The organism is Streptomyces pseudovenezuelae, assembly GCF_029892565.1.
GTDB classification, from domain to species: domain Bacteria; phylum Actinomycetota; class Actinomycetes; order Streptomycetales; family Streptomycetaceae; genus Streptomyces; species Streptomyces pseudovenezuelae_A.
The window spans coordinates 68,860-90,718 of sequence record NZ_JARXVH010000015.1 but is presented as its reverse complement, the minus strand read 5'-3'; the positions used below and the strand labels follow the sequence as shown (position 1 = coordinate 90,718).

16 protein-coding genes are annotated in these 21,859 nt (G+C 69.6%); 10 read left to right on the top strand and 6 right to left on the bottom strand.

The features are described 5' to 3' along the window. Positions 1 to 38: 38 nt before the first annotated feature. Positions 39 to 1,586 (bottom strand): hypothetical protein, encoded by a 1,548-nt coding sequence (locus M2283_RS37215; protein ID WP_348538953.1) that lies wholly within the window; start codon positions 1,584 to 1,586, stop codon positions 39 to 41. Positions 1,587 to 1,732: 146 nt separating this feature from the next. On the opposite strand from M2283_RS37215, the gene M2283_RS37210 reads away from it, so the two are divergent. Then, on the top strand, positions 1,733 to 2,866 hold the full coding sequence (locus M2283_RS37210; RefSeq protein ID WP_280880905.1) for a hypothetical protein: 1,134 nt from the start codon (positions 1,733 to 1,735) through the stop codon (positions 2,864 to 2,866). Next, positions 2,863 to 3,882, top strand: a complete 1,020-nt coding sequence (locus tag M2283_RS37205; protein WP_280880904.1) for a phosphotransferase family protein — start codon at positions 2,863 to 2,865, stop codon at positions 3,880 to 3,882. The genes M2283_RS37210 and M2283_RS37205 overlap by 4 nt, the downstream gene beginning before the upstream one ends. Here M2283_RS37205 and M2283_RS37200 read toward each other — a convergent pair. From M2283_RS37200 to M2283_RS37185, 4 genes are read right to left on the bottom strand one after another with little or no spacing between them, the layout of a single operon-like run. Beyond that, the gene (locus M2283_RS37200) at positions 3,857 to 4,633 is read right to left on the bottom strand and encodes a succinate dehydrogenase/fumarate reductase iron-sulfur subunit (RefSeq protein WP_280880903.1); all 777 of its coding nucleotides are present in this window, start codon (positions 4,631 to 4,633) and stop codon (positions 3,857 to 3,859) included. The two genes, M2283_RS37205 and M2283_RS37200, sit on opposite strands and share 26 nt — an antisense overlap. Next, a complete protein-coding gene (locus M2283_RS37195) occupies positions 4,630 to 6,573 on the bottom strand; it encodes a fumarate reductase/succinate dehydrogenase flavoprotein subunit (protein ID WP_280880902.1) in 1,944 nt (647 codons plus the stop codon). Before M2283_RS37195 ends, M2283_RS37200 begins: the two co-directional genes overlap by 4 nt. Then, on the bottom strand, positions 6,573 to 7,394 hold the full coding sequence (locus tag M2283_RS37190) for a hypothetical protein (protein WP_280880901.1): 822 nt from the start codon (positions 7,392 to 7,394) through the stop codon (positions 6,573 to 6,575). The genes M2283_RS37195 and M2283_RS37190 overlap by 1 nt, the downstream gene beginning before the upstream one ends. Positions 7,395 to 7,413: 19 nt before the next feature. Next, a complete protein-coding gene (locus tag M2283_RS37185) occupies positions 7,414 to 7,704 on the bottom strand; it encodes a hypothetical protein (protein WP_280880900.1) in 291 nt (96 codons plus the stop codon). A 426-nt stretch (positions 7,705 to 8,130) separates the two neighbouring features. On the opposite strand from M2283_RS37185, the gene M2283_RS37180 reads away from it, so the two are divergent. The 7 genes from M2283_RS37180 (at position 8,131) to M2283_RS37150 (ending at position 19,490) form a co-directional block, all read left to right on the top strand. After that, positions 8,131 to 10,314, top strand: coding sequence for an ABC transporter family substrate-binding protein (locus tag M2283_RS37180; RefSeq protein ID WP_280880899.1), 2,184 nt, complete (start codon positions 8,131 to 8,133; stop codon positions 10,312 to 10,314). A 385-nt stretch (positions 10,315 to 10,699) separates the two neighbouring features. Continuing rightward, positions 10,700 to 12,607: a translational GTPase TypA gene (gene typA / locus M2283_RS37175; RefSeq protein ID WP_280880898.1), complete on the top strand. Its 1,908-nt coding sequence runs from the start codon at positions 10,700 to 10,702 to the stop codon at positions 12,605 to 12,607. Positions 12,608 to 13,262: 655 nt separating this feature from the next. Then, a complete protein-coding gene (locus M2283_RS37170; protein WP_280880897.1) occupies positions 13,263 to 14,300 on the top strand; it encodes an ABC transporter permease in 1,038 nt (345 codons plus the stop codon). Positions 14,301 to 14,387: 87 nt separating this feature from the next. Next, complete coding sequence (locus M2283_RS37165) at positions 14,388 to 16,196, top strand: ABC transporter substrate-binding protein (protein WP_280880896.1); 1,809 nt, start codon at positions 14,388 to 14,390, stop codon at positions 16,194 to 16,196. A 90-nt stretch (positions 16,197 to 16,286) separates the two neighbouring features. Continuing rightward, positions 16,287 to 17,267 (top strand): ABC transporter permease, encoded by a 981-nt coding sequence (locus tag M2283_RS37160; protein WP_280880895.1) that lies wholly within the window; start codon positions 16,287 to 16,289, stop codon positions 17,265 to 17,267. A gap of 22 nt (positions 17,268 to 17,289) precedes the next feature. Continuing rightward, entirely contained in the window at positions 17,290 to 18,351 is a 1,062-nt protein-coding gene (locus M2283_RS37155) for an ABC transporter ATP-binding protein (RefSeq protein WP_280880894.1), read from the top strand. An 11-nt stretch (positions 18,352 to 18,362) separates the two neighbouring features. Further along, positions 18,363 to 19,490 carry an ABC transporter ATP-binding protein gene (locus M2283_RS37150; protein WP_280880893.1) on the top strand — a complete coding sequence of 376 codons (1,128 nt, stop codon included), beginning with the start codon at positions 18,363 to 18,365 and terminating at the stop codon, positions 19,488 to 19,490. On the opposite strand, the gene M2283_RS37145 is transcribed toward M2283_RS37150, so the two are convergent. Continuing rightward, the gene (locus tag M2283_RS37145; protein WP_280880892.1) at positions 19,484 to 20,224 is read right to left on the bottom strand and encodes a class I SAM-dependent methyltransferase; all 741 of its coding nucleotides are present in this window, start codon (positions 20,222 to 20,224) and stop codon (positions 19,484 to 19,486) included. The genes M2283_RS37150 and M2283_RS37145 overlap by 7 nt on opposite strands. 138 nt (positions 20,225 to 20,362) lie before the next feature. Here M2283_RS37145 and M2283_RS37140 point away from each other — a divergent pair, with 138 nt between their 5' ends. Then, positions 20,363 to 21,676 (top strand): MFS transporter, encoded by a 1,314-nt coding sequence (locus tag M2283_RS37140; RefSeq protein WP_280880891.1) that lies wholly within the window; start codon positions 20,363 to 20,365, stop codon positions 21,674 to 21,676. The last annotated feature ends 183 nt before the right edge of the window (positions 21,677 to 21,859 follow it).

The following is a 21,859-nucleotide window of genomic DNA, read 5'->3' as shown; positions in this document are numbered from 1 at the left end:
ACCGGGCAGGTCGAGCCGGACGGGCAAGAGAGACGGGCTCAGGAGGGGTCGTCGCCGTCGTGCCGACCCCTGGTACGCGGCCCGCCGAAGCTGGGCGGAATGCCCTCGCTCAGCAGGACTTCGCCGAGGACTGCCCCCGCGAGCCCGCTCGCGTGCTCGGCCGCGCCCGCGACCGGATTGCCGTGCACCCGCACGTCCCGCTCCGCGAGCGCACGGGCCTCGCCGGCCAGGGCGTCGGCGGCGAGCGGGTCGGCCGGCTCCGCGCCGAGCAGCCGCACCGCCTCCGCGAGCCGGGTCCGCGCGGTGGCGCCGACGACACCCCGGTGCGTCGCGACGAAACCGTCCGCGCCCCGCAGGCTCGACTCCGCCACGAGCGACGCGGCCACCGCCAGCACCCCGGCCCGCCCCCCGGCGACCGGCAACACCGCCCGCACGACCCTGCGCAGGGCGTCGAGCGAGTCGTACGGCCCACCGGTCAGCTCTTCCCGTACGGCGGCCAGGACGAGGTCGGCCTGGGCGAGACGGGCATGGAGGTCGGCGGGGGGCAGGGGCTTCCGCGGACGTTCCTGGCCCCCCGCTGCCCGCTCAGCGACCCGCGCCTCCGCCAGTTCCGCCTCCGCGCCCGTCAGCGCCGTCGGGAGCAGGTTCGCGGCCGTCGACAGGTCGGTGGCCAGGTGGTCGACGGCGGTGACGAACTCGGCCGCCTGGGTGACCGCGCCCTCGGCCTCGCGCAGGTGGCGGATGGCTCGTCGGCTCTCGCCGCGGTCGGCCGTCTGGCGGGACTCGTTGAGGCGGGAGGTGGTGAAGACGAGGCGGTCCTTGGCGTGTTCCACGTAGCCCGTGACGCAGTCGATCGCTGCCGGGCCGTACCGATCGCGCAGCTCGGTGAGTGTCGTCTCGGCCGTGCCGGTGCGCCCGGCCAGTTCCCGGAACCGGGTCTCCGCGATCTCCAGCGCCTCGCCCACGCTCCGCTCCAGTCCCCGCAGCCGGTCGAACGCAGGGGCCTCGGAGTCCAGTACCCGCCCCGCCTCCTGGCACCGTCCGACGATGCCCGCGAGCGCGTGGCGCCGGGCCGTCTCGTCCTCCGGGACGCCGTCGTCGTACTGCTGGCGCATCCGGAACGCGGCCGAGAGCTCTGCCTCGGCGTCCGCCAGGACCTTCGCGGAGGGTTCGACGGCCGCTGTTGCGAAGCGTGCCGTCGCGAAGCCGAGTTCCTCGCGGCTGGTGCGCACCCAGTCGTCGGCCTCGGTGAGCAACGCCCGTGCGCGTTCGTCGAGTTCGGGGAGCGGGGGCGCGGTGGGGGAGGGGAGGGTGGATATTCGTCCGGGGGTGGTTCGGTTCTTCGCCCGGCGGGTGCGCCGTACGTATCCGTACCCGGCGAGCACGGCCGCGGCTCCCACGGCGACGAGCGGCAGCACCAGGTCGACGGTGGCCTTCTCGTCCTCCTCCGCCGCGTCGGCCACGGTCGCGGTCTCCGTGCCGGGGGCCTGGCGGGCCACCGGAACCGGGACGGCGGCGTTGATCGTCATCCCCGGCAGCACCAGCCACACCACCCCGGCCAGCCCGCCCACCAAGGTGTGCACCACCCGCACGGATATGTGGGCCCGACCGGCCCGCCGCGGCCGACCCCGAATCATGGATGACGTCACATTTCGGAGCGTATGAGCAGGAATGCGGGCGCGCGACCGGGGTGGGGCAAGGGTGGGGGCCGGGGAGGGGGAGGGCGAGGGCGATGACCGAGGGGGACGACGTGCAGGAGCAGGAGCGGGAACAGAAGGAGGAGACGGTCGGGGACGCCGGAGCGGAGGAAGTCGAGGGGGCTGCGGCGCCGGAACGGCCAGAACGGCCGGGCAGGCCGTGGCGTCGCCGTCTGAGACTCGTCGCCCTCGCCCTGCTCGTGGCCCTCCTCCTCCCCGTCCTCGCCGCCGCGACCGCCCTCCGCCTCAACTACACCGGCGACCCGGCCCCCGGTACGTACACCCGGAACCGCGACGCGATCTGGCTGGGCCACGCCTGGGTCGACGGCCGGAAGACGGACGCGGATGTCACCGCCCTCGCCCGCCGCCTCGAAACCACGGGCATCCGAGACCTGTACGTCCACGCCGGCCCCCTGGAGCACGACGGCACGCTCTCCAACTCGGCCTACCCCAAGGCGCGTTGGCTGATCAGGGCCATGCATGCCGCCGCCCCCGGCGTCCGCGTCCAGGCCTGGCTCGGCGACAAGCTGGCCACCGAGTCCCCCGACGGTCTCCGTCTCGGCCGCGCGGCGACCCGTGCGGCCGTCGTCACGTCCACCCGGCAGATCCTGGCCGCCGGTTTCGACGGCGCCCACTTCGACCTGGAACCCCTGCACTCCGGTGACCGCGACTACCTCGCCCTGCTCGACGCCCTGCACCGGGTCACCGCCGCGGCCGGCGTCCCGCTCTCCGTCGCCGCCCACCAGATCGACCCGCTCCCGGCGCTGAACTCCGTCGCCGGCGCCCTCACCGGACACCCCAAGTGGTGGTCGCAGGCGTACTTCGGGCAGGTCGCGCGCCGGGTCGACCAGATCGCGGTGATGTCGTACGACACCTCGCAGCCGTTGGAGAGCCTGTACGGCGGTTACGTCGCCCAGCAGACCTCGCTCGCCCTCGAAGTGACCCCGGCCTCCACCGACCTGCTGATGGGCCTGCCGTTCTTCCACGAGAACAAGTTCGGCCACCGCGCCGCCGCCGAGACGGTCCCCGCCGCCGTCCGGGGCGTCCGCCTGGGCCTGTCCCGCACGGACGCGGACCGCGCCCGCTTCGGCGTCGCCCTGTACGTCGACTTCGCCGCCACGGAGGATGACTGGACGGCCTACCGGAAGGACTGGGTACACACGTCGTGAGCCGCCCGAACCCACAGCCCGCGCAGCAACCCCGCACCCCCCTCACCCGCGCCGACCTCGCCCCCCTCACCCGCGCCGCCCTCGACGGCAACCGCACCCTCACCGCGGTCACCCGCCTGCGCGGCGGTTCCAAGAAGGGCGTCTACCGGCTCACCCTCGACGACGACTCCACGGCCGTCGCCTACGTCTGGTCGCCCGACGAGGACTACTGGGACGCCGCGCCCCCCGACCCGCGCGATCCCTTCTCCCACGGCACCGGCCTCGGCCTGTTCACCGCGGCGCACGACCGCCTCGCGGCAGCCGGCGTCCGCACCCCCGCCCTCCTGCACGCCGACGCCACGCACACCCACCTCCCGGCCGACGCGGCGATCGTCGAGGACGTGCGCGGCGGCAGCCTGGAGGAGGCGCTGCGCGACGAACCCCGCGCGGCGGCCGAGACGTTGGAGCGGCTCGCCGAACTGCTCACCACCCTGCACGCCCGGCAGGGCCCGACCTTCGGCAAGGTCGCCCTGGTCGACAACGGCGGTGTGCCGTCCGGGAGTTCGTGCGAGGGGCGGGTCACGGACGGTGCCCTGCGCGACATCGCGGAGATCGCCGTACGGGAGCCGAGGGCGGCCGCCGTCCGCGATCAACTGGCCGACGCCGTACGGAAGCTGGCCGCCGCCGTCCGTCCCCGTGACCGCCACACCCTCATCCACGGCGAACTCGGCCCGGACCACGTCCTGGTGACCGCCGACGGGCACCCGGCCCTGATCGACATCGAGGGCCTGATGTACTTCGACCTGGAGTGGGAGCACGTCTTCCTGCGGCTCCGCTTCGGCCCGCACTACGACGTGCTGCGCACCCCCGACCTGGACGAGGACCGGCTCCGGCTCTACCGCCTCGCCATGCACCTCTCCCTGGTCGCGGGTCCGCTCCGGCTGCTCGACGGCGACTTCCCGGACGCGGAGTTCATGCGGGGCATCGCGCAGTACAACCTCGGGCAGGCGCTCAGCCTTCTGTCGGCCGCCTCCTGATCTTCGAGCCCAGCCACACCAGTGGGTCGTACTTGCGGTCAACCGCCCTTTCCTTCAAGGGGATCAGCGCGTTGTCCGTGATGTGGATGCCCTCGGGGCACACCTCGCTGCAGCACTTGGTGATGTTGCAGTAGCCGAGGCCGTGTTCCTCCTGGGCGGTGGCCTTGCGGTCCAGGCCGGTGGACTCGGCCGCGTCCAGGGGGTGCATGTCCAGTTCCGCGACCCGCATCAGGAAGCGCGGGCCGGCGAAGGCTGTTTTGTTCTCCTCGTGGTCGCGGACCACATGGCAGGTGTCCTGGCACAGGAAGCACTCGATGCACTTGCGGAACTCCTGCGAGCGGTCCACGTCCTCCTGGAACATGCGGTACTCGCCGGGACCGAGGTCGGCGGGCGGTACGAAGGACGGAACCTCCCTGGCCTTCTGGTAGTTGAAGCCGACGTCCGTGACCAGGTCGCGGATGACCGGGAAGGCGCGCAGGGGCGTCACCGTGATCGTCTCGTCCCGCGTGAAGACCGACATCCGGGTCATGCACATCAGCCGCGGACGCCCGTTGATCTCCGCGGAGCACGAACCGCACTTGCCCGCCTTGCAGTTCCAGCGCACGGCGAGGTCGGGGGCCTGGGTCGCCTGGATGCGGTGGATGATGTCCAGCACCACCTCACCGTCGTTGACCTCGATCTTGAAGTCCTCCAGGCCCCCGCCCTTGATGTCACCCCGCCACACCTTGAAGGCGGCCTCATAGCTGCTCACTCGTACAGCTCCTCTTCGGCGAGGTACTTGACCAGCTCTTCCTTCTCGAAGAGAGCGAGCAGGTCGGCGCGGATGGGTTCGGTGATCTCGCGGGTGAGGGTGATCTGGCCGCTGACGGGGTCCGTCGCGAGCAGGCCGCCCGTGGGGTCGGTGAGTGCGCACAGGAGATTGACGTTGCGCCACTTGCGGTCCATCGCCGGGTGGTCCTCGCGGGTGTGGCCGCCGCGCGACTCCGTGCGCTCCAGTGCGGCCCGGGCCACGCACTCGCTGACCAGCAGCATGTTGCGCAGGTCCAGGGAGAGGTGCCAGCCGGGGTTGAACTGCCGGTGCCCCTCGACGCCGGCCCGACGGGCCCGTACCCGAAGATCCGCCAGTTTCTCCAGTGCTCGCTCCATCTCGCCCTCGCGGCGGATGATGCCGACGAGGTCGTTCATGGCCTGCTGGAGCTCCTGGTGGAGGGTGTACGGGTTCTCCGGCGGGCGTCCGTCGTCCGCGCCCGGGGCGGGGCCTTCGGCGGAGAAGGGGCGCAGGGCTTCCGCCGCCGCCGTGTCGATCTGGTCCTCGTCGACCGGTGGCCGGGTGTCGGTCAGGCCCGCCGCGTACTCGGCCGCGTGCCAGCCCGCCCGGCGCCCGAACACCAGCAGGTCGGAGAGGGAGTTGCCGCCCAGGCGGTTGGAACCGTGCATGCCGCCGGCCACCTCGCCGGCCGCGAACAGCCCCGGCACCCCGCGTGCGGCGGCCGTGTCGGACTCGACCGCGATACCGCCCATCACGTAGTGGCAGGTGGGCCCGACCTCCATCGCCTCCGCCGTGATGTCGACGTCCGCCAGCTCCTTGAACTGGTGGTACATGGACGGCAGTCGGCGCCGGATGACCTCGGCCGGCATCCGGGTGGACACGTCGAGGAAGACACCGCCGTGCGGGGAGCCGCGGCCCGCCTTCACCTCGGAGTTGATGGCCCGGGCGACCTCGTCACGCGGGAGCAGCTCCGGTGGGCGCCGGTTGTGGTCCGGGTCCTCGTACCAGCGGTCGCCCTCCTCCTCCGACTGGGCGTACTTCTCCTTGAAGACGTCGGGGATGTAGTCGAACATGAACCGCTTGCCCTCGGAGTTGCGCAGCACCCCGCCGTCACCGCGGACCGACTCGGTGACCAGGATGCCCTTGACGGACGGCGGCCAGACCATGCCCGTCGGGTGGAACTGCACGAACTCCATGTTCAGCAGCGGCGCCCCGGCCAGCAGCGCCAGCGCGTGGCCGTCGCCCGTGTACTCCCACGAGTTCGACGTCACCTTGAACGACTTGCCGATGCCACCGGTCGCGATCACCACGGCGGGCGCTTCCAGGACGAAGAAACGGCCGGACTCACGCTCGTAGCCGAAGACGCCCGAGACCTTGTCGCCGTCCTTCAACACCCGTGTGACCGTGCACTCCTGAAAGACCTTCAGGCGGGACTCGTAGTCACCCGTCTCGCGGAAGTCCTCCTGCTGCAGGGAGACGATCTTCTGCTGGAGGGTGCGGATCAGCTCCAGGCCGGTGCGGTCGCCGACGTGCGCGAGGCGCGGGTACTCGTGACCGCCGAAGTTGCGCTGGGAGATGCGGCCGTCCTTGGTGCGGTCGAAGAGCGCGCCCCAGGTCTCCAACTCCCATACGCGGTCCGGGGCTTCGTTGGCGTGCAGCTCCGCCATCCGCCACTGGTTGAGGAACTTGCCGCCGCGCATGGTGTCGCGGAAGTGGACCTCCCAGTTGTCACCGGAGTTGACGTTGCCCATCGCCGCCGCGATGCCGCCCTCGGCCATCACCGTGTGCGCCTTGCCGAACAGCGACTTGCAGATCACGGCCGTACGGGCGCCGCGCTCGCGCGCCTCGATGGCGGCCCGCAGGCCCGCGCCACCGGCGCCGACCACGACGACGTCCCAATCCTGTCGGTCGACCACGGACATCAGAAGAACCTCGGATCATCGAAAGCGCCGGAGGCGACCAGGTACACGTAGAAGTCGGCGAGCGCCACGCTGATCAACGACGCCCAGGCGAGCTGCATATGACGGTTGTTCAGCTTCCCCACGAACTTCCACGCCTTGTAGCGCACGGGATGCTTGGAGAAGTGCTTGAGCTTGCCGCCGACGATGTGCCGGCAGGAGTGGCAGGACAGGGTGTACGCCCAGATCAGCACGATGTTGGCCAGGAAGACCAGCGTGCCAAGGCCCATGTGGCCCCAGTGGTGGTTCTCGTCCCGGAAGGTCAGCACGGTGTCGTACGTCAGCGTGCCCGCGACCAGCAGCGCCGCGTAGAAGAAGTACCGGTGGACGTTCTGCAGGATCAGCGGGAAGCGGGTCTCGCCCGAGTACTTCTTGTGCGGCTCGGCCACCGCGCAGGCCGGCGGGGACGCCCAGAAGCCCCGGTAGTAGGCCTTGCGGTAGTAGTAGCAGGTCAGCCGGAAGCCCAGCGGGAAGATCAGGATGATGATCGCGGGGGAGATGCCCCACCAGCTGCCGAAGAGATCCGCGTTGGGGCCGCTGTGCATGGTCGCGCAGCGGTCGGCCAGACAGGGCGAGTAGAACGGCGAGACGTACGGCGCCGAGTAGTAGTTCGTGTCGGCGAAGGCCCGCCACGTCGAGTACACGATGAACGCCAGCAGTCCCGCGGCGGTGACGGCGGGGGCCAGCCACCACCGGTCGGTGCGCAGGTGGTTCGCGTCGATGGCGGCGCGCGTACCGGTGTGTACGCCGCCGCTGTTCGGATGGGGTTCCGTACCAGTGGCCAACTCATGACTCCGGTCGGGTTCAGGGGGCGTGGCGGTCGCGGGCGCCGAGTCCCTCGTCGTCCGAGTCCGTCCACAGGCTGTTGTCGTACGGGGTGTCGGACATGGGGAGGAGATCGGGGCGTTTGGGCGCGGTCGGGGCGGAGGCCGCGTCGCGCAGCAGCGCGACGCTCTCCCGCAGGTGGTTGGCGTCGGCGCGGACGCGGCGCATCTCCAGGCCTGCGGTGCCGAGCTGTTTCTCCAGTCGGCCCACCGCCCGGAAGAGCTCGTCGAGACTGCGCTGGGCATGCGTCAGTTCGTCGTGCACGGACATGACGTTTCCTCACTTCCGTGGGCGGCTGTGCCCTGGACGGCAACGTTCATGCGCCTGCGAGTGTTGCGCGTCACACCTGCCGGTGGGAAGCGGTGTGCACGTATTGCCTTCGGTGCGTTGGTGTCTGGGGGTGCGTGGGGGTGCGCGGCCCTGGGGGCTGTGCCCCCAGACCCCCCTTCGGCCCGGGGGCCTTGTCCTCAAGCGCCGGACGGGCTGAAAGAGGTGGGCTGAGAGGTCTCGGCACGAGCTGAGAAGGGTGGGGCGAGAGGTGTCCGTTGCGCCGCATGGGTGGGCTTCAGGGGGCCTCCCGCCGTGTCGCCCTCCCCTGCTGAACCCTTTCCTCTTCAGTGGCCGCATAGATCTGATCAGCTCCATATACCGCCAAACGTGATCATTACCGGCGGCCCACCCCCGGAGGTAGACGAGATGGCCCACGACGGCGTCGGACTGCGCGCGGTCATGCGCTCGGTCGCCTTCCTGACCGCGGGCGTGCTCGCGGTGCCGGCAGTTGCCGGGTGCAGTTCCGAGGATTCGGCGGGCAGGCCGCTCGCCGGGCAGGAGATCGCGCCGGCGGGCCGCGAGCTGGTCGCCGACGGCGGCACGCTGCGGTGGGCCGTGGACGACGTGCCGGAGACGCTGAACACGTTCCAGTCGGACGCCGACGCGGTCAGCGGGCGGATCGCCCAGGCCACCCTGCCGACGATGTACCGGCTGGACGCGGACGGGCGTCCGCAGGTCGACGGCGACTACCTGGAGTCCGCCAAGGTCGTCGAGACCGAGCCCAAGCAGGTCGTGCTGTACAAGCTGAACCAGCAGGCGGTGTGGAGCGACGGCCGGGAGATCGGGGCCGCCGACTTCGCCGCCCAGTGGCGGGCCCTGTCCGGCAAGGACAGCGCCTACTGGACCGCGCGCAACGCCGGGTACGACCGCATCGAGAAGATCGAGCGCGGGGCGAACGACCTGGAGGTCCGGGTCACCTTCGGGCGGGCGTACGCGGACTGGAAGTCGCTGTTCTCGCCGCTGTACCCCAAGGGCGTCATGGGCACCCCGGATTCGTTCAACGACGGGGCCCGGCGGAAGCTCAAGGTCACGGCCGGGCCCTTCGCCGTCAAGAAGGTCGACCGCAAGGACGACCAGGTCACCCTCGCCCGCAACCCGCGCTGGTGGGGTCACCCGGCCAAGCTCTCCGAGATCGTCCTGAAGGCCGTGCCGCGGGACGAGCGGGCCGCCGCGCTGGCCGACGGGAAGATCGACCTGGCCGAGATCGACCCCTCGGCGGCCGACCGGATCACCCTGGCCGGGCGGACCGGCGGGACGGGCACGCCGTTGCGGGGGGCCTCGCCGATGGCGCAGCCCGGCTCCGGCCGTGCCGCCGCGAAGTCGCTGCGTGACCTCAAGAAGCAGGGCAGGAAGGGCGCCAGGTACGCGAGGCAGCAGGAGGCGCTGCGCGGGTTCGAGGTGCGCAAGTCGCTGGAGCCCGCCTTCACTCAGCTCGCCCTCAATGGTTCGGAGGGGCCGCTCGCCGACGAGCGGGTGCGCCGGGCCGTGGCCCGTGCCCTGGACCGGGAGGCGCTCGCCAAGGTCGTCCTCGGGCCGCTGGGGCTGCCGGCCGTACCCGTCGGCAGTCACCTCGCGCTCTCCGGACAGGCCGCCTACGCAGACAACAGCGGTGCGCTCGGCGGGCAGGACACGGGCGAGGCGCAGGCGCTGCTCGCGGACGCCGGGTGGGTGTCCGGCGGGCCGGTCAAGGAGGAGAAGGAGAAGAAGAAGGGGAAGAAGGCCGACGACGAGTCCGCGGGCGGCGACGAGGGGACGTACATCGTCGGTGAGGACGACAAAGCGCTCCAGGAGCCCGAGTGGGAGCGCAGGACGGACCCCAAGGACCATCAGGGCAAGCACGAGAAGAAGAGCAGCGGGGAGCAGGGCGGCACGCACCTCGCCGACGGCAAGCAGTACGCCGACAAGCAGCTGAAGCAGGGTGGCGCACCCGGGGCGTACGCGCCCAAGGGCACCCCCGCGCCGGGTGCCGCGGCGGCGCCGCTGGTCAAGAACGGCAAGCCGCTCACGCTCCGCTTCGTGCTCCCGTCGGGGGCCGGCTCGGCCACCCTGCGCACGGTCGCGGACCGGATCAGCGGGATGCTGGACTGGGTCGGCATCCGGACCGAGATCACCAGGGTCTCCGACGACAGCTACTTCAAGGACCACATCGCGTCCGGCCAGTACGACCTCGCGCTGTACTCCTGGCCCGCCTCCGCCTTCCCCGCCACCGACGCCCGGCCCGTCTACGCCAAGCCGGTGCCGGCCGCGGACGGCTCCCTCAACGTCGAGCAGAACTACACCCGCGTCGGCACCGACCAGGTCGACCAGCTCTTCGACCAGGCCGTCGGCACCCTGGACGGCGACGAGAGCACCGACCTGCTCCGCAAGGCCGACTCCCGCATCTGGGCCGCCGCCGGATCCATCCCGCTCTACCAGCGGCCCCAGCTGACGGCCACCAGGAAGGATCTGGTGAACGCCGGCGCCTTCGGCTTCCAGACGCCGGTCTACGAGGACATGGGCTTCTTGAAGAAGGGCGCGAAGACGCCTTCGGCGAGCGCGTCGAAGGACTAGCCGGCACGCGTCCGACGAGCGCGAACACGGCCGCCGCCCCGCAACCCAGCGGGGCGGCGGCCGTCGTACGGGGGGAGAGGGCGGGAGACGCGGCGCTCATGGAGCCGGTCACTTTCGCGACTTCGGCAGGGTGCCCGAGGAGACAGCCGGCGCGGGGTTCCCGCCCTGTTCCGTGCCTGACGAGCGCACCGCGGCCCCCTGCCCGCGCCCGGTGGGACGGAGGGCGCAGAGCAGGGTCCGCCGAGCCCGCGGAGCGGCCCGCGGAGGCCACCCCTGGCTGGGGCCCGTAGGATGGGGTGAGGCCGTGGCGTGTCCAGCCCGGCAGGGTCCGCGTAACACAGATGTACGCGTAGGCCTTCCTCACACTCCGGGAGTACGCCACACCATGGCCACGCGCCACGACATCCGCAACGTAGCCATCGTCGCCCACGTCGACCATGGCAAGACCACCTTGGTCGACGCCATGCTCAAGCAGGCCGGTGCCTTCGCCGCGCATGCCGCCGAGTCGCTCGACGACCGCATGATGGACTCGAACGACCTGGAGCGTGAGAAGGGCATCACGATCCTGGCCAAGAACACGGCCGTCAAGTACCACCCGAAGGGTGGCAGCGATGTCATCACCATCAACATCATCGACACCCCGGGCCACGCCGACTTCGGCGGCGAGGTCGAGCGCGGTCTGTCGATGGTGGACGCGGTGGTGCTGCTCGTGGACGCCTCCGAGGGCCCGCTGCCCCAGACCCGCTTCGTGCTGCGCAAGGCGCTCCAGCAGCGCCTGCCGGTCATCCTGTGCATCAACAAGACGGACCGCCCGGACTCCCGGATCGACGAGGTCGTCAACGAGACCTACGACCTCTTCCTGGACCTGGACGCGGACGAGGAGCAGATCGAGTTCCCCATCGTCTACGCGTGTGCGCGTGACGGCGTGGCCTCGCTGACCAAGCCCGAGGACGGCACCGTCCCGCAGGACAGCGACAGCCTGGAGCCCTTCTTCACCACGATCCTGTCGCACGTCCCGGCCCCCGAGTTCGACGAGGCCGCCCCGCTCCAGGCGCACGTCACCAACCTGGACGCCGACAACTTCCTCGGCCGTATCGCGCTGCTCCGCGTCGAGCAGGGCGAGCTGCGCAAGGGCCAGACCGTCACGTGGATCAAGCGCGACGGCACGATGTCCAACGTGCGCATCACCGAGCTGCTGATGACCGAGGCGCTCACCCGCAAGCCCGCCGAGATGGCGGGCCCCGGTGACATCTGCGCCGTGGCCGGTATCCCGGACATCATGATCGGCGAGACGCTCGCCGACCCCGAGAACCCGATCCCGCTGCCGCTGATCACGGTCGACGAGCCGGCGATCTCGATGACCATCGGGACCAACACCTCGCCGCTGGTCGGCCGCGGCGGCACCGGCAAGGGCGCCAGCGCGAAGGCCGCGGTCAAGGACCGCAAGGTCACCGCCCGTCAGGTCAAGGACCGCCTCGACCGCGAGCTGATCGGCAACGTCTCGCTCCGCGTGCTCGACACCGAGCGCCCCGACGCCTGGGAGGTGCAGGGCCGCGGTGAGCTGGCGCTGGCCATCCTGGTGGAGCAGATGCGCCGCGAGGGCTTCGAGCTGACCATCGGCAAGCCGCAGGTGGTCACCCAGCAGGTCGACGGCAAGACGTACGAGCCTGTCGAGCGCATGACGATCGACGTGCCCGAGGAGCACATGGGCGCGGTCACGCAGCTCATGGGCGTCCGCAAGGGCCGGATGGACAACATGTCCAACCACGGCTCGGGCTGGGTCCGCCTGGAGTTCGTCGTTCCGTCCCGCGGTCTCATCGGCTTCCGTACCGAGTTCCTGACCGGTACGCGCGGCACGGGCATCGCCCACTCCATCCACGAGGGCCACGAGCCGTGGTTCGGTGTGCTGACGACCCGTAACAACGGCTCGCTGGTCGCCGACCGCGCCGGCGCCGTCACCGCGTTCGCGATGACGAACCTCCAGGAGCGCGGCGTGCTGTTCACCGACCCCGGCACCGAGGTGTACGAGGGCATGATCGTCGGCGAGAACTCGCGCGCCGACGACATGGACGTGAACATCACCAAGGAGAAGAAGCTCACCAACATGCGCTCGGCCGCCGCCGACTCGTTCGAGGCGATCGTGCCGCCGCGCAAGCTCTCCCTGGAGCAGTCCCTGGAGTTCTGCCGCGACGACGAGTGCGTCGAGGTGACCCCGGAGTCCGTTCGCATCCGCAAGGTCGTCCTCGACCAGAAGGAGCGCGGTCGCACCGCGAGCCGCGCCAAGCACGGCTGACGAAGGTCGACTATCGGCCAAACGGAGCCCGGGTGCCCCCATCTTGGGGTCGCCCGGGCTTTTTGCAACCGATTTTTCGGCGACCGGTGTCCGTATTGCGGAGATCCCCGCCCGATACCCATGTAACACGTCCGTTTCGTGGCCTTCTCCGGCCGAACAGTTTGTCCATATTTTGGAAGATGTACGCGTCAGCTGTGACCGAATTGAGATTTGAAGACAGTGGTCGGTGCATGGCTCATGGCAGATAGTTAGCCGCGTAGCGCTCGGGTCAATGGGTCTCGTGCTGTGGGGACAGCACCGACTCGCGAGCACCATGGGGGTGTCTGACCCTCCGTCAGGGGTGTCGGAGGACAGACGTGTGCCCCCTCCCGTTCGGTGAATACGTGGAGTCATGAGGAGGAGCCCCATGCGCGGTGTCACGAACACCAGGTGGGCCACGCCGTCCGTCGTCGTCAATTGCCCTCGCGCATACGGCGGTTCAGTCTGAGGATGCTTGCGGCCGTTTAACGCGGGCCGACGCCTACGCGCGTCCGGCTGCGGGTTTCCCGGCCTCCTCGGGGTTCCCCCCACGCTTCTTCATGATCCGTTCCGCGATCGCGCACACCCTGCGCCGGTCGCCGGCTCGGCACACCCACACCTGTGAAATGGGCGAACTGTGACAAGTCCTCTCGACGTTGAAGGCGGCGGCGGTACGTCGGTCGTCGTCGACGGCTCCCCACAGCCTCCGGCGCAGCCCGAGGCCGAGAAACTCGAGGGCCGGTCTCCCGGCCAGCTGATGTGGATCCGCTTCAAGCGCGACCGCACCGGCGTGATCTCGGCTTTCATCGTGCTCATCTTCTTCGCGATCGCGGCCGCGGCGCCCCTGATCGCGAAGGCGTACGGCAAGAACCCGTACACCGTCTACGCGGACGAGCGCCCCGAGCTGTTCGACAGCGCGGGCGTGCCGATACAGCCCAACGGCGGGATCAGCGGCGAGTTCTGGTTCGGTCTCGAACCGGGCAACGGCTACGACGTGTTCACCAAGTTGATCTACGGCATCCGCACCTCGCTGATGATCTCGATCGCCGTCACCCTCGCCGTGGTCATCACCGGCATCCTGCTCGGCGTGACCGCGGGCTACGTCGGCGGCAAGACCGACTACTCGATCGGTCGCGTGATCGACTTCCTGCTCGCCTTCCCCTCCCAGCTGTTCTTCATCGCCAGCATGCCCGTCGTGGTCTCCCTCTTCGTGAGCCCGACGGACGAGACCCCGACGTATGTCCGGGTGGTCGCGCTGATCGTGGTGCAGTGGGTGCTCGGCTGGATGAGCCTCGCGCGCATCCTGCGCGGCACCACACTCGCCCTGCGAGAACGGGAGTTCATCGAAGCGGCGAAGGTGAGCGGGGCCTCTCCGTGGCGGATCATCCGCCGGGAGATCCTGCCCAACGTGGTGACCCCGCTGCTGGTGCAGTCCACCTACCTGCTGCCGAACTTCGTGACGATCGAGGCCGGTCTGTCGTTCCTCGGCGTCGGGATCGTCGAACCGACGCCCGACTGGGGCCAGATGTTCTCCAAGGCGTCGACCGAGCTCGTGCTCCAGAACGACATCACCTACATGTTCTTCCCCGGCGTCTCGATGATCATCTTCGTCGTCGCGTTCAACCTGCTCGGGGACTCGGTCCGGGATGCCTTCGACCCCAAGTCGGCGCGCTGACCGGCAGTTTGTGGGCGTCCTCGCCCGGATACCGCACGGCAATTCCTGATTGCACTGGTGACACACAGATGGGTGGAAACTTCAGTGATGAGTAGGGGCGGACGCCACGCATACGCCGCTTTGTCAGTGTTCGCGGCCGGGGCACTCGTGCTCACCGGTTGCAGCAAGGGCGGCAGCGACGCGAGCGACAACAACAAGAAGGACCAGGAGAACGCCAAGCGGCAGCAGTCGTCGATCAAGTTCGGCGACGCGGCGGACTCGACCGGACCCGCGACCGCGGTGGCCGGCGCCAAGAGCGGCGGCACGATGGAGGTGCTGCAGCGCGACAGCTTCGCCCACCTCGACCCCGGGCAGATCTACGTCTCCGACGAGATGGCGCTCTCGCAGCTCATCCACAGAGGCCTGACCGGCTACAAGGCGACCAGCACCGACGGCAAGCAGCACGAGGTGGTCGGCGACCTCGCCACCGACTCCGGTACCACCACGGACGGCGGCAAGACCTGGAAGTACACGCTCAAGGACGGCATAAAGTTCGACAACGGCACGCCGATCACGTCCAAGGACGTCCGGCAGACCTTCGAGCGGCTGTTCGCGCCCTTCATCAACCAGGGCCCGACCTACATCCAGCAGTGGCTGGCCGACGCCTCCGGCGCCGACTACCGCAAGCTGCTCCCGGACGGCCCCTACAAGGGCAAGCACCTGGCCTCCAACGTCCTGGAGACGCCGGACGACAAGACCGTCGTCTTCAAGTTCAAGTCGCCGCACCCTGACCTGCCGTACGCGCTCGCCATGGCGGGCTACTCCGTCGTGTCGCAGAAGGGCGACACCAAGGAGAAGTACGACAAGAGCCCGGTGACGACCGGTCCTTACAAGATCCAGTCGTTCAAGTCCGGCAAGTCGATGGTGCTCGTCAAGAACACCAACTGGGACCCGAAGTCGGACCCGATCCGCAGCCAGTACGTGGACCAGTGGGACTTCACGTTCAACCAGCAGTTCGAGCAGTCGACCAAGGCCCTGCTGGCCGACAGCGGTGCCGACCAGACCGGCATCAGCCTGAGCAACCAGGTCGACGCGGGCAACCTGTCGAACGTGCTCAAGGACCCGAAGATGAAGTCCCGCACGATCTCCGGCTACCAGCCCTACGTGGGCCAGATGAACATCAACATGAGCAAGCCGGAGCTCAAGGACATCAAGGTCCGTGAGGCCATCGCGTACGCGCTGCCCGTCACGCCGTTCGTCCGCGCCTTCGGCGGCACCGACGCCATGGAGGTGGCCGGCGGTCTGCTCAGCCCGACCGTCAGCGGCTACGACCCGAACTTCGACCCGTTCGGCAAGAAGAAGAAGCCCGCGGGCGACCCGGCCAAGGCCAAGAAGCTGCTCGAAGAGGCCGGCAAGCTCAACATGAAGCTGACCTTCGGCTACATCAACACCCCTGAGGGCCAGCAGTACTCCACCGCGATGGCGGCGGGCCTGAAGAAGGCCGGCTTCGACGTCCAGCGCCAGGAGATCCCGGCCGAGACCTACTACGACCAGGTCAGCAAGCTGGACAACAACTACGACATCTTCCACACCGCGTGGGGTGCCGACTGGCCGTCCGCCTCGACCGTTCTGCCCCCGCTGTACGACGGCCGCCTGATCGCCGACGGCTCGCAGAACTACTCGCAGGTCAACGACGAGCACGTGAACAGCGAGATCGACCGCATCAACAAGATCACCGACCCGGTCAAGTCCGCGGCCGCGTGGGAGAAGCTCGACCAGTACCTCCTGACCAAGGTGGTCAACGTGGTCCCGACCGCGTACTACAAGCAGATCCAGATCGCCGGTTCCAAGGTCGGCGGCTTCGTCTACGACGACGTGATCGGCGGCGTCGACCCCCGTCGTCTCTTCATCAAGTAACCACCGTCGGACCGGTACCCGGTGCGCGGCCCCACAGGGCGGCGCACCGGGTACCGCCCCACCCGTCGACGTCAGAGAGCTGCCCCTGTCATGCTGCGCTTCCTCTTCCGCCGGTTCCTCGGTGCCGTCGTCATTCTCTTCCTGTTGAGCATCGTGACGTTTCTGCTGTTCTTCGGGATGCCGCGTGACCCGGCGCTGTTGATGTGCGGCAAGACCTGCAACCCCGCCAGCCTCGCGAACATCCACCATGTGCTCGGCCTCGACAAGTCGGTGCCCGAGCAGTACGGGATCTTCCTGCACAACCTCTTCTTCGGCAGCAACCAGTTCGCCCAAGGTCCGTGCCCCGCCCCCTGCTTCGGGTACTCGTACCACACCAACGACCAGGTCTGGTCGACCCTGCTGGACCGGCTGCCGATCACCGTCTCGCTCACCCTGGGCGGCGCGGTGGTCTTCCTGATCGTGGGTCTGGGCACCGGCATGATCGCGGCCTGGAAGCGCGGCAGTCTGATCGACAAGATGGTCACCGCCGCCTCGATGGTGCTCAGTTCGATGCAGATCTACTTCCTGGGACCGTTGGCACTGGCGATCCTCGTCTTCCAGACACACCTCTTCAGCAAGCCCGCCTACACCGACTTCACCTCCGATCCGGTGGCCTGGTTCGACGGGCTGCTGATCCCCTGGGTGGTGCTGTCCACGATCTTCGCCTCGCAGTACACCCGTATGGCGCGCTCGTCGATGATCGAGCAGCTCCAGGAGGAACACGTACGCACCGCCCGCGCCAAGGGCATGTCCCGCAAGTACGTCTTCTTCCGGTACGCCTGGCGCGGCTCGCTGATCCCGATCGTCACCATCTTCGGCATCGACCTCGGCTCGCTGCTCGGCGGTGCCATCATCACGGAGTACACCTTCGGCCTGCCGGGCCTGGGCCATCTCGCCGTGGACGCCGTGTCCTTCAGCGATCTGCCGCTGCTGCTGGGCGTGATGCTGTTCTCCGCCACCATGATCCTGCTGTTCAACATCATCGTCGATGCCTGCTACGCGTTCATCGACCCGCGCGTGCGGCTGTCCTAGGCCGGGTAATAGGAGCACTGTCGTGACCACTCTGACCAAGGAAGCCGGGGCACCCGTACCGGCCGACGCGGACGCCTTCCTCTCGGTGCGGGACCTGCACGTCAGCTTCAAGACCGAGGACGGCATCGTGAAGGCCGTCGACGGGCTCTCCTTCGACCTGGAGCGCGGCAGAACGCTGGGCATCGTGGGCGAGTCGGGCTCCGGCAAGTCCGTCACCAACCTGACGATCCTCGGCCTGCACGACCCGAAGTTCACCACCGTCGAGGGCGAGATCCTCCTGGACGGCCAGGAGTTGACCACCGCCCGCGAGTCGGACCTGGAGAAGGTACGCGGCAACAAGGCCGCGATGATCTTCCAGGATCCGCTGACCGCGCTGTCCCCGTACTACACGGTGGGCCGGCAGATCGCCGAGCCCTTCATGAAGCACACCGGGGCCTCCAAGCGGGCGGCCTGGGAGCGGGCGGTGGAGATGCTCGGCAAGGTCGGCATCCCCAACCCCAAGGAGCGGGCGAAGGACTACCCGCACCAGTTCTCCGGCGGTATGCGCCAGCGCGCGATGATCGCCATGGCCCTGGTCTGCGACCCCGACCTGCTGATCGCCGACGAGCCGACCACGGCCCTCGACGTCACCGTCCAGGCCCAGATCCTCGACCTGCTGCGGGACCTCCAGCAGGAGTTCGGCACCGCGATCGTCTTCATCACCCACGACCTCGGCGTGATCGCCGACATGGCCGACGACATCATGGTGATGTACGCCGGCGGCGCGGTGGAGCGGGGCACCATGAACGAGGTGCTGCGCTCGCCGCAACACCCCTACACCTGGGGCCTGTTGAACTCCATGCCGCGGCTGGACTCGGACCTCGACGAGCCGCTCAACCCGATCCCCGGCACCCCGCCCTCGCTGCTGACCCCGCCGTCCGGCTGCCGCTTCCACCCGCGCTGCACCTTCCAGGACCGGGTCGGCGGTACCCGCTGTGTCACCGAACGACCGCTCCTGGCCCCGGACCGGGCCTCCGCGTGCCACCTCACGGCGGAGCAGAAACGCACCATCTTCATCGAAGAGATCAAGCCCCGTCTGGGCTAGGAGGAGACGTCATGAAAGAGGACCTCGTCCTTCCCGCCCCGCGGGAAGCCGCCGCCGATTCGGCCGGCGAACCCCTGCTCCAAGTGGCAGGACTCACCAAGCACTTCCCGGTCAAGGGCGGCTTTCCGATCCGCCGTACGGTCGGCGCCGTGCAGGCGGTCGACGGCATCGACCTGACCGTGCACGTCGGCGAGAGCTTCGGCCTGGTCGGCGAGTCGGGCTGCGGCAAGTCGACGACGGGCCGGCTGATCACGCGGCTCATGGAGCCGACGGCCGGCACGATCTCGTACCGGGGCAAGGACATCACCCACGCCAGCCGCAAGCAGCTGGCACCCATCCGCTCCGAGATCCAGATGATCTTCCAGGACCCGTACTCGTCGCTCAACCCACGGCAGACGGTCGGAAAGATCATCTCCGGTCCGATGGAGATCAACGACATCGTGCCCGAGGGCGGCCGGGAGAAACGCGTCCGCGAACTCCTGGAGATCGTCGGTCTCAACCCCGAGCACTACAACCGTTTCCCGCACGAGTTCTCCGGCGGCCAGCGCCAACGTATCGGTGTGGCAAGGGCGTTGGCCCTGGAGCCGAAGCTGATCGTGGCGGACGAGCCGGTCTCGGCGCTGGACGTCTCGATCCAGGCGCAGGTCGTCAACCTGCTCCAGAAGGTCCAGGCGGAACTCGGCATCGCGTTCCTGTTCATCGCCCACGACCTGGCGGTGGTACGGCACTTCTCGCAGCGCGTGGCCGTGATGTACCTCGGCAAGATCATCGAGGTCGGCGACCGCGAGTCCATCTACACGCGTCCCCGCCACCCCTACACCCACGCCCTGCTCTCCGCGGTGCCCGAGGTGAACCTCTCCGACGAGACGGACGGCGGCAGGCGCGAGCGCATCCGCCTGGCCGGCGATGTGCCGTCCCCGATCTCCCCGCCCTCCGGCTGCCGTTTCCGCACCCGCTGCTGGAAGGCCCAGGACAAGTGCGCGGCCGAGGAGCCGCCGCTGATCCAGATCTCCGGCAACCACGAGGGCCATCTGACGGCCTGCCACTTCCCGGAGGAGCCGACGATCGAGGGCCGGGACGAGGACATCGTGCTGGACCCGGCGTTGGCGGCGCTGGAGGAGGGGATCGAGGGTCAGTAGGCGGTGGCCCGTGCCACGGTGACGATCTCGGGGCTGGCGGGGGCGAGTGGCCCCCGCCCCCAGTCGCCGTACTGCTCGACGACGGTGAGGCCGGCCTCGGCGAGGAAGCGGGAGAGGGTGTCGGGGGCGAGGAAGCGCAGGGTCGTGCGGCTGGTCCACGGCCCCTGCGGGTGCCCGCGGTCGAACGTCTCCGTGAACGTCACGCGTTCCCCGAGGACCGGCTCCTCGACCTCGTGCCACACCCGTACGGTTCCGTCCCCGTAGCCGACTTCGCGCACGGCCTTCGGGGTCCACGTCTCCCAGGGCCGTGCGGCCGGGTTGCGGGTCTCGAAGACGAAGTGCCCGCCGTCGCACAGGGCGGCCCGCACGGCGTGCAGGGCGAGGCGTAATTCCTCGTCGCCGAGGAGCACTTGGAAGGCGTGGCCGGTCATCACGACCAGGTCGAACTCCCCGAACCAGGCCCGGCTGCGCAGATCGCCGAGCACCCACTCGACGCCCCGCTCACCACCGCGGGCCCGTACGAGCATGGCGGCCGCCGGATCGAGGCCCACGAGGCGTCCAGGGTGTCCCTCGGCCCGGGCCCTCGTCAGCAGCCGTCCTGTGCCACAGCCGACGTCGAGCACTGCCTGTGCGGACATCACCAGCCCGAGATAGAAGTCGTCGCCCGGGCCCCAGGGGTTGAGGACGTCGTAGAGCGCGGCGAGCGATGGATCGGCGAAGGAGCGGTCGACCACCGGGGCAGTGTGGCACACCTGCGGGGTGGGACATGACAAGATCGTGGATTCAACTGGCGGGAACAGGACAGGAGTTGGCGCGACACCGCACGGCGAGGTGCGTGCCCGACTCAGGATGGAGTCGTAGGGTGCCTGCTCGTGACGGTGACAGAGTCCTCCGGCGGGGTGCCGCTGTGGCGTGATCGACAGTTCGTGGTGCTGGCCGGGGCGCGGGTGATCTCCGTGCTGGGCAACGGCTTCGCGCGGGTGGCACTCGCGTTCGCGGTGCTGTCCCTGCCGGGGGCGGGCGCGGGCCGGCTGTCGCTGGTGCTGGCCTGTCAGGCGGTGCCGCAACTGGTGTTCATCCTGGTCGGCGGGGTCATCGCGGACCGCATGTCCCGGTCGAGGCTGATGGCCATGGCGGATGTGCTGGGCGCCGGGGCGTACGCGGGCCTGGCGATCATGGTGCTGACCGGCCACGCACCCCTGCCGGTCATGTGTCTGTTCGCGGTGGCCGCCGGAACGGCGACGGCACTGTTCGCACCCGCGCTGGACGGACTCGTACCGCTACTGGTCCCCGCGAGCCGCCTCCAGCGCGCCAACGGCCTCCTGCGGATGGGCATCAACGGCTCGATGCTCCTGGGCCTGGCCCTCTCCGGGGTGACCGTGGCCCTGGTCGGCGCGGGCTGGGCGCTCGCGCTGAACGCGGCGTCGTTCGTGGCCAGCGCGGCGCTGACGAGCCGCCTGCGAGTGACCACGCCGGTGCGGTCGAAGGCGTCCGGCTGGGCCGATCTCCGGGAGGGCTGGCACGAGTTCGCCTCCCGGCAGTGGCTGTGGGTCGTCGTCGCCCAGTACGCGGTGGTCGTAGCCGCGCGCAATGCCACGGTGGGTGTTCTGGGCCCCCTGGCGGCGGACCAGCATCTCGGCGGCCCACGGGCGTGGTCGATCATCGTGGCCGCGCAGGCCCTGGGCACGATCGCCGGCGCCGGCCTGGCCGCCCGCGTACGCGTGAGCCGCCCCATCCTGGTGGCCGTGCTCTGCACCTTCCCGGCCGCGCTGCCGATCGCGCTGCTCAGCCTGCGGGCACCGGTCTGGCTGATCGCCACGACGATGTTCGGCGCGGGCATCGCGAGCGACGTCTACGGCGTCCTGTGGACCACCACGATCCAACGCCGGATCCCCGAACAGGCCCTGTCCCGCGTCAGCTCCTACGACTGGTTCGGCTCCCTCAGCTTCGCCCCGCTGGGCCTCCTGATCGCCGGCCCCATCGCGGCGACGACAGGCACGGACACGGCCCTGGCGGGCTGCGCGGCCCTGATCGTCGTAGCGACGGCGGCGGCACTGCTGTCACCACAGGTACGGACGCTGGGCGGCGGGGACGAGGCGAGTGAGGGCGGGGTGCTTCCGGAACAGGCGTCCCCTGACGGGGCTCCGCCGGGGGAGCAGGCTTCGGAGTCGAGTGGCCGTGCGTAGGCGGAGGCCGCTGCGCGTAGAAGGAAGGCCCGTGCCCGCGAGCGCGCGCCATGCGCGGACGAGGTGCATCTCGACAAGGCGTCCGCCGGCAAGGCGCGTCCGGGCGAGGCGTCTGCCGGCAAGGCACGTTCGGGCGAGGTGTCGTCGGACAAAGCATGGCCCGGCGGGGTGTCCTCCGGCGAG

What these genes read in the sequence shown, in the direction of transcription:
- M2283_RS37210 (WP_280880905.1), top strand. Translation starts at nt 1,733, where the DNA reads ATGACCGAGGGGGACGACGTGCAGGAGCAGGAGCGGGAACAGAAGGAG.
- typA (WP_280880898.1), top strand. Translation starts at nt 10,700, where the DNA reads ATGGCCACGCGCCACGACATCCGCAACGTAGCCATCGTCGCCCACGTC.
- M2283_RS37160 (WP_280880895.1), top strand. Translation starts at nt 16,287, where the DNA reads ATGCTGCGCTTCCTCTTCCGCCGGTTCCTCGGTGCCGTCGTCATTCTC.
- M2283_RS37165 (WP_280880896.1), top strand. Translation starts at nt 14,388, where the DNA reads ATGAGTAGGGGCGGACGCCACGCATACGCCGCTTTGTCAGTGTTCGCG.
- M2283_RS37180 (WP_280880899.1), top strand. Translation starts at nt 8,131, where the DNA reads ATGGCCCACGACGGCGTCGGACTGCGCGCGGTCATGCGCTCGGTCGCC.
- M2283_RS37195 (WP_280880902.1), bottom strand. Translation starts at nt 6,573, where the DNA reads ATGTCCGTGGTCGACCGACAGGATTGGGACGTCGTCGTGGTCGGCGCC.
- M2283_RS37150 (WP_280880893.1), top strand. Translation starts at nt 18,363, where the DNA reads ATGAAAGAGGACCTCGTCCTTCCCGCCCCGCGGGAAGCCGCCGCCGAT.
- M2283_RS37185 (WP_280880900.1), bottom strand. Translation starts at nt 7,704, where the DNA reads ATGTCCGTGCACGACGAACTGACGCATGCCCAGCGCAGTCTCGACGAG.